This is a genomic window from Rhodococcus sp. 077-4, from assembly GCF_047782425.1.
GTDB lineage: Bacteria > Actinomycetota > Actinomycetes > Mycobacteriales > Mycobacteriaceae > Rhodococcoides.
This window is the reverse complement of record NZ_JAJPWC010000001.1, coordinates 432,374-447,350: the sequence shown is the minus strand read 5'-3', so window position 1 is coordinate 447,350 and position 14,977 is coordinate 432,374. Positions and strand designations below refer to the sequence as shown.

Sequence of the window (14,977 nt, the reverse complement as noted above, 5' to 3'; positions counted from 1 at the left end):
GGAAAAACCCTCTCGATCGTCCTGACGGTCACACGCACTTCGATGCGCTGATGTGCCGATGCAAGCATCGGCACATCAGATGATTGTCGCAGAAAGACTGGCTTCTGCGGCAATCCACACCAAGCGTGGGTGAGTCAGATAACGCCTTCGAGGTCCTTGAGCAGCGCGGCCTTGCCCTTTGCGCCGACGATCTGCTTGACCGGCTTGCCACCCTGGAAGAGGATGAGCGTCGGAATCGACATGACCTTGAAGTCACGAGCGGCCTGCGGGTTGGCGTCGATGTCCAGCTTGGCAATCGTGAGCTTGTCTTTGTGCTCGGCCGCGATCTCCTCGAGAACCGGGGCGACCATCTTGCACGGGCCGCACCAGGTGGCCCAGAAGTCGACCAGGACAGGCTTCTCGCTGGTCAGGACATCGTCGACGAACGACGCGTCGGTGATGGTAACGGTGCTCTTGTCGTCGGACATTTCTATCTCCTCGATGTGTGAAGCTCGGTGCCCTGTCAGGCGTTGATGGCGTCGACCGGTTGGTCGGCGTGTTCGAGCGTGTTGGTGGTGATGTCGCCTTGCTCGGCCAACCAACGCTCGGCGTCGATCGAGGCGGTGCAACCTGTGCCCGCAGCGGTGATGGCCTGCTGGTAGACGTGGTCCACGAGGTCACCGGCGGCGAACACGCCTTCGACGGAGGTTGCCGAGGACGGCGATGCGACCTTGACGTAGCCGGCGTCGTCGAGCGCTACCTGGCCCTTGACCAGCTCGTTGCGGGGATCGTGGCCGATCGCCACGAACATCCCGGTCACGTTGAGGATCGATTTCTCGCCCGTCAGTGCGTGCTCGAGCGAGATACCGGTGACACTGGTGTCGCCGAGGACCTCGAGCACCTTGGTGTCGGTGAGGAATCGGATCTTGTCGTTGTTCTTGGCACGCTCGAGCATGATGCGCGACGCCCGGAACTCGCTGCGGCGGTGCACGATGGTGACGCTGCGCGCGAAACGAGTGAGGAAAGTCGCTTCCTCCATGGCCGAGTCGCCACCACCGATGACGGCGATGTCCTGATCGCGGAAGAAGAAGCCGTCACAGGTGGCACAGGCGCTGACGCCGCGTCCGAGCAACTTCTCCTCACCCGGGATGGACAGGTAGCGAGCTGCAGCACCCATGGCGAGGATGATCGCGCGAGCGCGGTAGGTCTCGCCACCTGCGGATACCGTCTTGATCGGGCCGGTCAGCTCGAGTTCTTCGACGTCCTCGGTGCGGATGTCGGCACCGAAGCGCTTTGCCTGCTCACGCATCTGTTCCATCAGATCGGGGCCCATGATGCCCTCGCGGAACCCGGGGAAGTTCTCGACCTCGGTCGTGGTCATCAATGCACCGCCGAACTGCGTTCCCTCGAACAGGATCGGCTCGAGTTCTGCTCGTGCGGCATAGACGCCGGCGGTGTAACCAGCCGGTCCCGAACCGACGATGATGAGATCGTGAACCTTGGGGGTGCTCAATGCAGACCTTCCGATCTTGTGCGGCGTGCGTGTACTTGCCGTCGACAGTCCGGCGCACACTGCACGCTGGTCTTCGACGTACATCTGGTCAACACCACCCTAGAGGCAGTTGTTCCCCGCCGAGAGACGTGTCAACCGATATCGCGACGCGTCAGCACGTCGGGGTTGGCGGCACCGCAGTCGTTGCCCACCGCAAGGGCGATGAACTGCGAAGGCTGCGCTCCGGCGAGGACGAGCAGGGTTCCGTCTCGACCGTCGACGCGCACTCGACTCGATCCGAGAACGGTGGTGGCCGGGTCTACCTCGTTGGACCGAAGACAGGCAGCGAGGTCGGCGGGATCGGCGAGAGCGCCTGGATCGCGTTTGCCGATGATGCTGAAGGCGAAGCCGGAGTCGAGGTCGGCGGAATCGAGCACCAACGACGAATCCGGATCAGGGGACGGGTTGGCGACGATCGATTCGGGTTCGTCCGGTGAGTGCCGGACTGCGGCGATGGCGATGGACCCGGCTGCCAGAAGTGCTGCGGCAGCGGCGATTCCGAGTATGCGATGGCGCTTGCGAGATGCGATGGGAACGACGACGCCCGCAGTGGTCGCCGATTGTTCGACCGTGTGAATCGTGCGGTCGATCTGCTGAGCGACGTGGGAGGGGATCGGCAAGGTCCCGGTCGGATCCTCGCCCATCTCGTGCAGTCGAGCCGACACGGCGTCGAGACCGGCAAGTACCCGCATCGAGTCCTCGTCCTGGCGAACAAGGGGCCACAGTTGTCTGCTGACGTCATCGGGAAGCGCGTCCGCATGCAAATCGGCGAGCAGTTCCGGCGAGAACGGGGCTTGTAGCGGGTCGGTGATCGACGACACGTTCCTGCCTCCCTTCGCCGAATCTGCTTTCTCTCTCACACGGTATAGACGCGTGGGGGCTAGATTCGGTTCCCTGCGTCTTTCAAGTATGCGAGTTGCGTCGACAGTTTGAGTCGACCGCGAGCGCAACGACTCTTGACGGTTCCGGTGGGAACGCCGAGCAGCTCGGCGGCGTCGGCCACCGAATAACCCTCCATGTCCACCACGACGACGGCTGCGCGCTGGTCGGGTGGCAATGTCATCAGGGCCTGCCGAACGAGAATGCTGGTCTCGGTCTCCGAGATTCGGTCCCTGGGAGAGACGGGCTCGTGACTTTCGTTCTCGCTCAACGGAACCGAGGGGCGTGCCTTGTTTCGACGGATGCGGTCGAGGCAGGCGTTGACGACGATCTTGTGCAACCAGCTCCGCACGGCGGCGTCGGCACGAAACGATCCGGCAGTGCGATGGGCGGAGAGCAGCGCCTCCTGCAGAGCATCGGAGGCATCCTCGGGCGTGTAACTGGTACGACGGGCCGTCAGCCACAGATGCTCGTGGTGCCGGTAGATCAGCGTCGCGAAGGCGTTCGGCTCCCCGGCGGCATGGGCAGCCAGAAGCTCCGCATCCGTGCGCTCCCCTGGCACCGAATCGATACGTTCGGTCATACGAAAACGGCTCCCCCCGTGTCAACGCATTGGGGGGAGCCTAAGCCATCGAGACCGTGAAGTACGAAACGAGCCCGAATTGCCAATCGGACGCTGGATCTAGGAGTCGAAACCAATCCCGGAGATCGAGGTGGCGATGCGGCCATCTTGTTCGCCGAGCGAGGTGATCCACACGAGTACAGTGCCCGTGGGCTCGGTGCCGTTCAGCGGTATGTCGGTTCGGCCGTTCTGCAGCGTGGCCTCACCGAGCAGTGTGGTGTCGCTCAGGCTGGGCGAGTCGTTCGGGGCCGACCTGATCTCGACGACCGTCCCGGGGGACGTCGATTCGATCCACGCATTCTTCAGCGACGACGACGGGATGGACACGAGCAGTCCGACGCCGTTCTTCAGCGCCGGGAACTGCTGGAAGTAGGAGTCGGTGGTCCATGCCGTGCTCGGGTTGTTGTCGATCACGTTCGAGGCGGTACCCGGATTGTCTGCAGAACCCTGCGGGGAGAAGACGCTGACGCCGCTCATCGCCACTGGTCCGCCGCTCTGTACGGGAGGTGCCGCGGCATCTCCGACCGGCGGCGCGGCGGCGGGGGTCGTGAGACCGAATTCCTGGGTGTCGAGGGGCGCATCGGTGGTGTCGCCTGCGAACGAGCTGAACAGGAAGTAGCCGGCGAACGCGAGCACGAGCACCGTCAGTGCGCCGAGTACCGCGATGGCGATGTTGGTGCGCATCGATTTGGCCTTCTCGGCCGCGATTTCATCGGGATCGGCGAGCGAATGCCCGCTGGCACCCGGTGCGCGTTGGCCCAGACGAAGAGCAGGCATCAGATCCGTCTTGTCGTTGACGACGGCAGCCTGATCGAGCACGTGCTGGACGGTGGCAGCAGTGCGAATTCCGCTGTTCTGTTCCAGTGCCCGCACAGCGACGGCGGAGATCTCGAACGGAACGTCCGGACGGATCTGCCTCGGCTCGAGCGGTGCACCCTTGTCGTCACGGTCGGCCGGTCGCATGCCACCGACGCTGCGCGCCGGAGCGGCATCACCGGATACGACGGCACCGCCGGTGGTGTCGGACAAAGGCCACCTGGCTGTGATCAGGGCGTAGAGCATCGCGCCCAGACCGCGGACGTCCGAGCTCGGATCTGCGTCGGCGAGTGTCGCGGGGAACGCGAGCACGGCGTTGCCGCTGGTGCTGATGCGCACGCGGTCGGGGTGATCGATCGACAGAGCACCTCCGCTGCGGTGTGCTGCCTCGGCCGCTGCGGCCAGTACCTTGATCGCGCGGGCGGCGCCGGTGGGTGCCGGGACGGTGTCGGCCATCTCGCGCAGCGATCGGCCGGGGGTCCACTCTGCGACGACGATGCCGCCGGAGCTACCGCGCACCACGTCGAGTACGCGGGCGAGGCCGGGTGAATTGATCCGACCCAGACGCAGCGTGCGCGAGAGAATTGCCTGCGGACCCTGGGTGCGGTCGTTCGGGGATGCGGTGGACTGCTGATCGGCGTCGACGAAGGTCAATGCGACCTCGCGGTCGAGCTTGACGTCGTGGGCCTGCCAGAATTTGAGTCCACGCGCGCCGCCGTGCGGTGCGAGCAGTCGATACCGTCCACCTGCAACCGATGCTCCGGGAATGAGGGTGGGGCCGCGGAGGGTGCGCTCCGGAGCGGTCGCCGGTGCTGCCGCGGTGGCGACCTCGGATTCCTCCGCGGTGGTTGCGTCGGATTCGGAGTCGGGTCTCGCGGCCGCTGCTGGCTTCTCGGACTTCGGTTCCGCGTCCGACTCGGGCTTCGATTCGGGCGTCGGCTTCTTCTCGCTCGGCTTCTCGGCCGGCAGTTCTGCCTTCGAGATGGAGATGGTCTTGTCGGTGGGACGTGCCTCGAGAGCAGCCTTGGAGATGGCAACCGTCCGATCGACCGGCTTCGGAGCCGTCTTGTCGGCGGCCTTCGCGCCGTCCTGCTCGCCCGTCACGTCCGGTGACGTGGAGGGTGTCTTGGAAGAAGTGGCAGGCTCGCTGCGGTCCTGAGTGTCGACTTCGACTCCGCCGCTCGTTCGGTCGGCTTCGTTTGCTGGAGATTGCGCCGGCCCCCCAGCAACATCGTCGTCGGTCACTGTCACTCCTTCAGGCGAATATGCCCCGTGTTGTTCTGCGAACGGTCGACCTGCGTTGGCTTCTGCCCCCGGGTGCCGATGACCAGGGTACGGGAGCCGATCCCGCGCAGTGTCCCATGTGGGCTCGGTTCGAATAACCGGAATCACGCCGGTTTCTGCGGCGGCCGGATCGGCGTCCGTTCCATCGGGTGTACCGCGGAACTTCCGAACGACACGACTCAGGGCCACGGTGACTGCCAGAACTTCGGGGATCTTGCCGAACCAGAGGATCGAGAACGTGATACCGAGCATGATGACGGCGTCGATCGCGACGCGGGCGAAGTTGCCGACCCAACCGTTCGTCACGGCGTCGAGACCCAGGATTCGATCGATCGCGAGCATTGCCGCGCCACCGGCCAGCGAGGCGATGAGGACCAGCCAGATCGTCTTGCCGACGTTGGCCATCCGCAGGTTGCCCAAGCTCTTGTGCAGCAGGTATCCGCCGATGATCGCGCCGACGGTATACCCGAGACCGGTGGCCGTTCCGAGAAGCAGCACTACCTGATCCGGATTCGACGCGACGATCGGGGCGAGCAGAGACAGGCCGATCTTGACGGCGGTGATGCCGAGGATGATCCACGTGGGCGTCCAGGCCTTCTCGCGGGCGTAGAAAACCCGCAGATGGATCAGGACCAGGGCATATGGGATGAGGGAGAACGCCGACCAGCTCACGGCCTCGCCGAGTCTGGGTGCGACATCGGCGAACCGGCCGAAGCCGTACAGCGCCTCGCCCACCCACGGCCCCGCGAAGGTCAGGAACACGACGATCGGCACCAGCGCGACCATCGTCAGCCGGGTGGCGACCGAGAGATCGTCGACCACGGACGGGGTGTCACCGTTGGCGGCGTTGCGGCTGAGCCTGGGCATGATGGCCGTCAGGACCGTCACGCCGAGGATGCCGTAGGGCAGCTGCAGCACGATCCAGGCCTGCGAGTAGATCACGTTGCTCGCGTCGTCGGTGCCCGACGCGATGTTGGTGGCGACGACCAGCCCGACCTGGCTGATGACGACGTAGAGCACGATCGCAGCGGCCATGCCGCCGAACTTCTTGAGTCGATCGTCGAAACCCCAGAGTGGACGCAGGTCGATGCGTTCGCGACGCAGCGCGGGGATGAGGGCCAGCACCTGCGTGATGACACCGGCGGTGACGCCGAGGCCGATTATCAGCAGCTGCGGATTTGTCATCTCGACCGGGTCGACCGTGATTTCGCCCGGCATCAGGAAGTAGATCCCGAAGACTGCGAGGACGACGACGTTGTTGCACACCGGTGCCCAGGCTCCGGGCTTGAAGTTCTGCCGGGTGTTGAGCACTGCCGTGAGCAGGCCGGACAGTCCGTAGAACATCAGCGCGGGCAGCACCAGATAGGTGAACGCGATGGTCAGGTCTTCGTCGACCTTCGGATTGTCGTCGAGCATCAGACGCGCCAGCAGAGGTGCGGCGACCGTCGCGGCCAGCGCGACGGTGCCCAACAGCGCCACGGACAGTGTGAACAAGCGTCGAACGAATGCACGTCCGCCGTCGGCGTCCTCCTGCTCGGCGCGCACCAGCACCGGCACGACGATGGCTCCGAGCACTGCTCCGAGGACGAGCTCGGAGATCATGTTCGGCAGGATCGTCGAGATGGTGAATGCACTGGCGATCGCCGAGCCGAGGGTTGCCGTCATGGCGACCTGCTTGGCGAATCCGGTGATGCGACTGACCAGGGTCGCTACCGCGATGGAACCCGACGCGGCCAGCAGCGACTTCTGTGGCCTCGGTTCGGGCTGCGGTGCCGAGTCTTTTCCGCCTGGCGGGGTCTGAGTCGGAGGGACCGCGCCGGACGGGGCCTGCGGATAGTCCTCCTCCCGGAACCGTGGGATGAGCTGAGTGACGGCGTCGTCGGCGGCCGGCTGACCGTCGAGCGAGGGCGGTGCCGGGTACGAGCGCATCTCGGGCGGCGACTGCCGTTCCCAGGGCGCGGGCCGCGGTGGCGTCGTACGTCGGAACACCTGCGATGCGGGCAGGCGCGAGCGCGGCAGGTCGCCGTCGTACGGGACGTTGCCTGTCATGGTCTCTCGTACCCTTCGTCGGCCGGGTCGGGTTGACCTCTGAATCGATGCCAGAGGCGTCGACCTGCAAGTAACAGTAGGAGAGCGCCGGCGCAGGCGGTAATTATCGCCAGTGCCTGGCCGTATGCGTTCGATCGCACGGATACCGTCGACACCTCACCGAGCCGGCTGCCGTCGAGGGTCGTGACGGAGAAATCGACCGACAGGTTGCGGGTGTCGTCTACCTCGGCGGGGACGGTGATGGTCCGTGATCCGCGGGCCGGAAGTTGGGTGACGCCGACGTCGCTGATCGTCATCTCCGGCGGTGCATCGACGCGGAGCAGCACGTTGACCGGCACGGGAAGATCGTTGCGCGCCACCAGCAGCAGCGGGCTCTGTTCGGAGGCAAGGGTGTACACGCCGCCCGGGGCCAGCACCGTCACCGATCCGTAGATGGTGTCGAGTCCGATGCGGGTGGCGGTGAGCCGGTCCCGCGCCATGGTGGAGGTTTCTTCGCTGACGGCGCCGGCGCGACCCGCCGTCGACAGTGCCCGAAGCATGTCCTCGCGCAGCGGAGCAGTGAACAAGCGTGGGGTGAGAGCCGACTGGGGATCTTCGACGAGCGACTGCATCAGGGTGTCGATCCTGGCGCTCTGCGACCGCACCAGGTCGATGGTGCCGGTATCGAGCTCGGTGGCCGCGTCGACGCTGGTCACCGCGGTACCGGACGCAGGTTCGGTCAGCAACTCGGCCAGCGGTCGGGGCGTTGCGAGTCCGGATCGCAGTAGCGAGGACACCGTCGACAGGATGGCCGACGGTTCGTCGCCCCCTGCGGTCCAGTACTGCGGCGGTGCGACGGTCACGCTGCGCCCCGGCCGATCGGCACCGACGAGCGCATGGAAGTTGATGGCGCCGAGGGCGTCCTGAAGGCGTGCGGTGCGCGAGTCGGTAGCGAGGTCGAAGCGCTGATCAGCGGGGGTGAGGGCGGGCGTGGACGGGGTGGCACCGACGCCTGCCAGTGCTGCCGCGGTGGCGGCGTCGTAGCGCGTGGCGGCAAGAGTTGCCGACGGCGGGGTTTCGGTCGACGCATTGTCGGTCGAGACCAACGGGGAGGTGGGCGCCGAGGTCGGCGGGCTGAGAGCGTTGTCGGCGACCAGCACGGTGCCGGTCCCGGCCGATCGCAGAGCATCGGCGGTATTCGAGTCGACTCCACCGGTGGTGCTCCAGGTGAAGCCGCGGGTGGAGGTGATGCCGAGGATGCCGTCGACGATATCGGCCGGGGCGCTGATGGCACTGCTCAGCAGAGTGGGATCGCCGATATCGGCGACGGCCCCGAGGTCGGTTTGCGCGAATGGCATCGCCGTCACGCAGGTGCTCGACGCGATCGTTTCGAGTCGGGACAACCACTGGGCTGCGGCTGCGCTTCCGGTGCCTTCGCGGGTCGCGCCGGCCGGATCGGCAGGGTTCGCGACGACGAGGTAGCCGCGCGCCATGTTCGAGACGGTGACGAGCAGGTCGGGATCCAGGCCGATACACAGGCTCGACGCCAGTTTGCCGTCGGGATCCAGGCCGGTTTGGGTGGCGAATTCGACGGCTTTGAGCAGGGTGTCGAGCCGACCGCCGGAGGCGAGTTCGCCGGCGAGCTCGTCGTCGATCAGGCGAACGCGCTCGTCGACCGAACCGGGAATTCCGGCAGCGAGGCGAGGAATGTCGGCCAGCGGCCACAGCACCGTCATCGCGACGGGGTTGCGGGTGTTGGGAGGCAGAGGCATCGCGCCCGGGTTGGTGGGGTCCATTTCGCCGGGGTTGCGGGGCAGCCCGACGACAGGCAGGAGGAAGCGGGCGTCGTCGAGTCGGGCGGTTCCGCCGTACTCGGGCGTGCCGTTGACGTTGAGCAGCAACGGATAGACGCCGGGAGTCTCGATTCCCAGCGAGGGCTCGGTGGTGCTGCGCAGTTGCATCGACAAGTCGAACTGGCGACTCTCGTCCTTCTCCAACGACTCGGCGACCGTGACGAAATCGCCGACGCGATCGAATCTGTCCTGGTCGAGCGTCAACGAGGTCCGGAGCCCGGCGGTGGTGTCGATCGCGGCGGAAGCCTGCATGCGAACGCTGACGTCGTCGACGCGTCGGTCTCCGGTGTTTCTCACCGTGGCGCGGACGGTCACGAACGGGTCGCTGCTGGTGGTGACGGTGGAGGGGGCGACGGTCTCGATGCTCAGCGTCAGAAAGGGGTCCCCGGCCTGCGTCATCGGGGTATCGGGAACAGCGCTGGTGCTGCTGGTGTCGCCGACGGAGGCGTCGGGCTGGGCCGCTGCATTCGGAAGCTGCGCGGGGATCAACGCTGCCGTGCCGACGGATGGTGCTACGGCAAGGAGAAACGAGGTCACTGCGGCGGCTGCGACCTTCCGGGCCAGCACGATCACTTCCCGCCGGGGATGGGTGCGTTCGAGTTGCCGCTCGTATCGCCGTTGCTCATGTCTTCGATCAGGCGGGTGGCGATGGCGGCGAGTTTGCGTTCGTCGGCATAGGCGAGCCTCGACGGCAGTTCGGTCAACGGAACCCACGCGACCTCGGTGACTTCGAGGTCCTCGTCCGAGAGTTCGCCCCCGAGAAATCGAAGCAGGTAGTGGTGGACGGTCTTGTGGACGCGTCGGCCCTCGGTGACGAACCAGTAGTCGATGCTGCCCAGTGACGCCAGGACGGTACCGCGGATGCCGGTTTCCTCGGCGACCTCGCGCATGGCCGTCTGCTCGGCGGTTTCGCCCTGCTCGATGTGACCCTTGGGCAGGGACCAGAGCAGGCGTCCGCGACGGTCGGTGCGGCCGATCAGGGCTGCGCAGCGATTGGCGGGAGGACCGTCGAGACCGTCGACCACCAGGCCGCCTGCCGAAGTTTCCCGAACGGTGCGCAGCTTGGGCGCCTCGGTGTCGGCGCGTGCCTGACGCCGCCGCGGGTTGCGGCGGCTCCTGTTCGCACGTTCGGCAGCAGACACCCGATCCATACTAGTTGCCTGTGCGCACTCCTCAGCCGTGCCGCACCGCGGGGTCAAGGCCGGGACAATCGATCGGCTCGGCGCAAGTAGGCTCTTCCACCGTGGCCGATCAGTCCCTGTCCTCCGTTTCCGCCGAGCACACCGATGCCCGCCGGGAGAGGTTGCTGGCCGGAGCTGCTGTGACGCTGCGCGAACTCGCCCCGGTGTTGACTCCGCTCGGCGCACTGTTCGCCGCGGCCGGGCACGAGCTCTACCTCGTCGGCGGATCGGTGCGTGACGCGGTTCTCGGCCGTCTCGGTACCGATCTGGATTTCACCACCGACGCCAGGCCCGAGGACGTGCAGGCGCTGTTGTCGGACTGGGCCGACAATCAGTGGGACACCGGCATCGCGTTCGGGACCATCAGTGCGGCCAAAGACGGTCAGACGATCGAGATCACCACCTATCGCACCGATTCCTACGACCAGGTGTCCCGCAATCCCGAGGTGCAGTACGGCGACAGCCTCGAAGAAGACCTCGTTCGACGCGATTTCACCGTCAACGCCATGGCGGTGCGGCTCGGAGCCGACGGCGGGCAGGAGTTCGTCGATCCACTCGGCGGCATGGACGCGCTGCTCGAAGGCGTTCTCGATACACCGTCCGCACCGGAGGTCTCGTTCGGCGACGATCCCCTGCGCATGCTGCGCGCCGCGCGGTTCGTCTCCCAGCTCGGTTTCTCTCTGATGCCTCGGGTGCACCGGGCGATCGAGGACATGGCGGAGCAGATCGACCGCATCACGGCCGAGCGAATCCAGGTGGAGCTGGACAAGCTGATTCTCGGCGCGCACCCGATCGACGGAATCGACGTGATGTGCGAGACGGGTTTGGCGCAGCGCATCATTCCCGAGGTTCCCAACATGAAGCTCGAGATCGACGAGCATCACCAGCACAAGGACGTCTACACCCACTCACTGACCGTGCTGAAGCAGGCGATCGATCTCGAGGACGGCGATCCCGATCTCGTATTGCGTTGGGCTGCACTGCTTCACGACATCGGCAAGCCGGATACCAAACGCAACGAGCCGGGCGGCGGCGTCAGCTTCCATCACCACGAGGTCGTCGGTGCCAAGCTGGTGCGTAAGCGTATGCGCGCCTTGAAGTACTCCAAGAAGATGATCGAGGACGTCTCGCATCTGGTGTTCCTGCACCTGCGATTCCACGGCTACGGCAAGGGTCAGTGGACCGACTCGGCCGTCCGTCGCTACGCCACCGATGCCGGCGAGCTACTTCCCAAGCTGCACAAGCTGGTTCGAGCAGATTCGACCACCAGGAACAAGCGTCGTGCCGCCGCTCTTCAAGCCACCTACGACGATCTCGAGGAACGGATCGCTCGAATTGCCGAGCAGGAAGACCTGGCGCGGGTTCGCCCCGATCTCGACGGCAACGCGATCATGGAGTTGCTCGGTATTCCGGCCGGGCCCGACGTGGGCAAGGCGTGGAAGTTCCTCAAAGGGCTGCGCCTCGACCGCGGACCGCTCCCCCGCGAGGATGCCGAGGCGGCCCTGCTCGAGTGGTGGCCCACGCAATAGGCGCGTCCCGCGCACGTGCACGGAAATTGGTAGCCCACTACGAACTTCTACTCAAGACGAGCGAAGCTCGGCCAACACCTGCGACCGTGCATGCGGTGCCCCGTGTTCTCCGACGAAACCATCGGTCCGATACGAGAAGACACACCTTTTCAGCGGCGTGCGCGCCTGGTGTCGAGCACCGCTGCTGCCAGGCCGAGGGCGTAGATTCCTGCCCCCACGAACACCAGGCGGTGCGCGGTGGGGTCCTGGCTCAGATCGGTCGTGTCGGGGCCCACAGCGAACGCCGCGGCTGCGAGGGCAGCGACGAACGCCACGTTGAACACGGTGTCCTGCAACGCGAAGACGCGTCCACGATGGGCGTCGTCGATCTCGATCTGCATGGCTGCGTCACCGCTGAGCTTGACGGTCTGCCCGGCAATGCCGAGTAGGAATGCTCCGACGAGCAGGCTGGTCTGTGTCAGGCCCGCGACAGCACCGAGTTGCGCGGCAATGGCGAGCACGAGGGCGACGGCGATCGTGCGGCTGCGTCCGAACCGGGGAACGGCAAACGGTGTGATCAGGGCGGCGAGGAACATTCCGATTGCCGTGGCACCGACGGCGATGCCGAAGCCCGCGAGGCCGCCGGGCAGTGAGCCGGCGGTAGCTTCGCGAAGAATCAGCACCATGATCAGGGTGTTGATTCCGAACACCACTCGGTGCGCGCCGATCCCGATCATCGCGGTGGTCACACCGGGCGAACGCCAGACGGCCGATGCGCCCGATTTCAGCCCTGCAGCAACGTCTTTCAGCGGGCTTGCGGTGCCGCTCTCGACGCCCGGTCCGAGAGATCGCGGGCGGAACCGCGCGGCGGCGAGTGCCCCGACGACCGATCCGGTTGCGGCGAGACCCACGGCAACGCCCGAGCCGAGATCCCCGGCCCCGATGATGCCGATGACCGTCACCGCCAGCCCGGCGCCGGCAGCGGCGAAGCCGGATCCCACGGTTGCCAGCACCGAGTTCATCGGCACCAGCCACGATTGTCGAACCACGTGGGGTAGCGACGCGGACGCCCCGGCGAGTACGAACCGACTCAGCCCCACGGTGGCCAAGGCCAACAGCAACAACGGGGTGGCGTCGACTCCGGCGGACAGGAGTGATGCCGTGGTGACGATGAGTACGATCCGAACGACGTTGGCCCACAACAGGACCGATCGGCGGTCCCAGCGATCGAGCAGTGCTCCGGCGAACGGTCCGACCAACGAATACGGTACGAGCAGCACCGCGAACCCGGCTGCGATCTCGGCCGGATTCGTCGCGCGCTCCGGATTGAACAGAATGGCACCGCTGAGCGCCGTCTGAAACAAGCCGTCGCCGAACTGACCGGCGAACCGAACGGTGGTGAGTTTGCCTACCCCCGGGGACTCACGCAGGCGGGTACGGAAGGATGCGTCGTTCACCGAGGGGACTCTAGTTGCCGCTGACCACCGCGGGAACCGCAGCCTTCCACCACGCCATCGTTGCTGCGGCGCCGTCGGCGAGCGGGGTCGGTTGTTGCCCGAGGATCTTCTCGCTGCGGCTCGAGTCGAGGATGTAGGGGTAGCGGAACTGGTACAGGGTGTCCCCCAGCTCTTTCATGGGTCCGGAAACCAGGCCGAGCGCTCTCATGGCCCAGGCCGGGATGGTGCCGACTTTCGGCGTCGGCAATTGTGCTGCTGCAGAAAGCATGTCGATCATCGCGCGCTGTGTGACCGCGGGAGCGGTCGGAGCGTGTAGGACGGTGTTCCACAGAGTGGGCGTGGCCGCGGCAGTGATCATGGCCGCCACGAAATCCGGCACGTAGGTGAAGGAGTGAGGTAGATCGGCGGAGGCAACGACGCGAATCGGCTTGCCGGCCAAAATGTTCTCGATCACCCGGTCGCCCATGTGGGAGATGTGCACACGCGGACCGTAGAAGTCCGAGGCGGCGACGCTGACGGTGGGGGTCGAATGAGCGTCACGTGCGGCCAGAAGTTCGGTACGCACACCCAGCTTGCGGAACGTGGCAGTGCGGGGTGAATCCTCGCGGATCGGCCCGTCGACGCGGCCGTAGGCGTACAGACTCTCTGGAAACGCGACGACGCTGCCCGCAGCCGCGTCGAGCACGCGGTTCTCCATGGCGACCAGCTTGTCTCGCCACACCGCGTTCTCGTAGGCAACGTGGGTGCAGTGGTAGATGGCGGTGGCACCGTCCAGGTGCGGTCGTAGATCCGCGGATTCGATGTCGACGGCGCGCCGTTCGATCCTCGGATGGACGGGCCCGCTGCCGGATCGGGTCAGAACCCGCACCGAGTGCCCCTGTGCAGCAAGCTGTTCGGCCACAGTCCACCCGACGGGTCCGGCTCCGGTGACGACGTGAAGTTCGGTCATGATCGCTCCATTCGATAAAACGAGAGCGGTGCTCTCTGATGTGTCGAGTGTGCGCCTGCATCGGCAAGAAAGCAAGAGCACTGCTCTCTGAAAAGAGCAGCAATTACTGTGAACGGCATGGCAAGCACCCCCCGGACCCGCGCCCGCGCGCAGACTCTGGCCGATATCACGCGCATCGGCCGCGAACACCTGGCCGCCGACGGCGCTGCGGCGCTGTCGCTGCGCGCCGTTGCGCGGGATCTCGGCGTGGTGTCCTCCGCCGTCTATCGATACGTCTCGAGCCGAGACGAGCTGCTGACTCTGCTGGTCGTCGACGCGTACACCGAGCTCGGAGATGCCGTCGAGGCAGCGGTGGACGCGGCCGAGGGACCAAAGGAGCAGTTCCTGGCCCTCGGTCGGACGGTGCGGCACTGGGGACTACGCGATCCGGCGCGGTACGCGTTGCTGTTCGGCAGTCCGGTGCCCGGCTACCACGCGCCCGCCGAACAGACCACCGGGCCGGGTACCCGCGTCATCACCACGTTGGTGGCTGTTCTGAACTCGGCGTGGCAGACCCGTCGTCCCGATGTCGAGACCGGACCGCCCGAATTGGTGTCACTGCACGGCAGCTTCGAGGAGATCCGACAGGAGATGGGGGTGGATCTGCCCGACGAGCTGATCGCCCTCGGGGTCATGGTGTGGGCGTCGCTGTTCGGAGCGATCAACTTCGATGTGTTCGATCAGTACGGCACCACGACGTTTGCCAGCAGGGATGATCTGTTCGAGTACCAGTTGGGAGTACTCACCAAGATCGCTGGGCTGGAGTAGGCGCCAGGCGGGAGTGGAGCCTGCGGAATGACCCATGGGGCGGGAGTGGACCCTGCGGAACG

11 protein-coding genes are annotated in these 14,977 nt (G+C 66.0%); 2 read left to right on the top strand and 9 right to left on the bottom strand.

Features of this window, described 5'->3' with window-relative positions:
• Positions 1 to 134: 134 nt before the first annotated feature.
• The 7 genes from trxA to ACNEOT_RS02160 all read right to left on the bottom strand — a co-directional run bounded on the left by trxA (position 135) and on the right by ACNEOT_RS02160 (position 10,155).
• Positions 135 to 467, bottom strand: a complete 333-nt coding sequence (trxA, locus tag ACNEOT_RS02190) for a thioredoxin (protein ID WP_008711582.1) — start codon at positions 465 to 467, stop codon at positions 135 to 137.
• Between the two features lie 35 nt (positions 468 to 502).
• Entirely contained in the window at positions 503 to 1,492 is a 990-nt protein-coding gene (gene trxB, locus ACNEOT_RS02185) for a thioredoxin-disulfide reductase (RefSeq protein WP_415973623.1), read from the bottom strand.
• Positions 1,493 to 1,623: 131 nt separating this feature from the next.
• On the bottom strand, positions 1,624 to 2,352 hold the full coding sequence (locus ACNEOT_RS02180) for a hypothetical protein (RefSeq protein WP_415971760.1): 729 nt from the start codon (positions 2,350 to 2,352) through the stop codon (positions 1,624 to 1,626).
• Between the two features lie 59 nt (positions 2,353 to 2,411).
• Positions 2,412 to 2,993 carry an RNA polymerase sigma factor SigM gene (gene sigM / locus ACNEOT_RS02175; RefSeq protein WP_415971759.1) on the bottom strand — a complete coding sequence of 194 codons (582 nt, stop codon included), beginning with the start codon at positions 2,991 to 2,993 and terminating at the stop codon, positions 2,412 to 2,414.
• A gap of 99 nt (positions 2,994 to 3,092) precedes the next feature.
• The gene (locus tag ACNEOT_RS02170) at positions 3,093 to 7,181 is read right to left on the bottom strand and encodes a lipid II flippase MurJ (RefSeq protein WP_415971757.1); all 4,089 of its coding nucleotides are present in this window, start codon (positions 7,179 to 7,181) and stop codon (positions 3,093 to 3,095) included.
• Positions 7,178 to 9,586 carry a glycoprotein gene (locus ACNEOT_RS02165; protein WP_415971755.1) on the bottom strand — a complete coding sequence of 803 codons (2,409 nt, stop codon included), beginning with the start codon at positions 9,584 to 9,586 and terminating at the stop codon, positions 7,178 to 7,180. The genes ACNEOT_RS02170 and ACNEOT_RS02165 overlap by 4 nt, the downstream gene beginning before the upstream one ends.
• A complete protein-coding gene (locus ACNEOT_RS02160) occupies positions 9,583 to 10,155 on the bottom strand; it encodes an NUDIX hydrolase (RefSeq protein WP_415971753.1) in 573 nt (190 codons plus the stop codon). Before ACNEOT_RS02160 ends, ACNEOT_RS02165 begins: the two co-directional genes overlap by 4 nt.
• Positions 10,156 to 10,256: 101 nt before the next feature.
• On the opposite strand from ACNEOT_RS02160, the gene ACNEOT_RS02155 reads away from it, so the two are divergent.
• Complete coding sequence (locus ACNEOT_RS02155; protein WP_415971752.1) at positions 10,257 to 11,723, top strand: CCA tRNA nucleotidyltransferase; 1,467 nt, start codon at positions 10,257 to 10,259, stop codon at positions 11,721 to 11,723.
• Between the two features lie 149 nt (positions 11,724 to 11,872).
• Here the strand turns inward: ACNEOT_RS02155 and ACNEOT_RS02150 are convergent, their stop codons facing one another.
• Positions 11,873 to 13,159, bottom strand: a complete 1,287-nt coding sequence (locus ACNEOT_RS02150; protein ID WP_415971751.1) for an MFS transporter — start codon at positions 13,157 to 13,159, stop codon at positions 11,873 to 11,875.
• 10 nt (positions 13,160 to 13,169) lie between these two features.
• A complete protein-coding gene (locus tag ACNEOT_RS02145) occupies positions 13,170 to 14,108 on the bottom strand; it encodes an NAD-dependent epimerase/dehydratase family protein (RefSeq protein WP_415971749.1) in 939 nt (312 codons plus the stop codon).
• Between the two features lie 117 nt (positions 14,109 to 14,225).
• Between ACNEOT_RS02145 and ACNEOT_RS02140 the strand changes: the two genes are divergently transcribed.
• A complete protein-coding gene (locus tag ACNEOT_RS02140; protein WP_415971747.1) occupies positions 14,226 to 14,915 on the top strand; it encodes a TetR/AcrR family transcriptional regulator in 690 nt (229 codons plus the stop codon).
• Positions 14,916 to 14,977 lie beyond the last annotated feature (62 nt).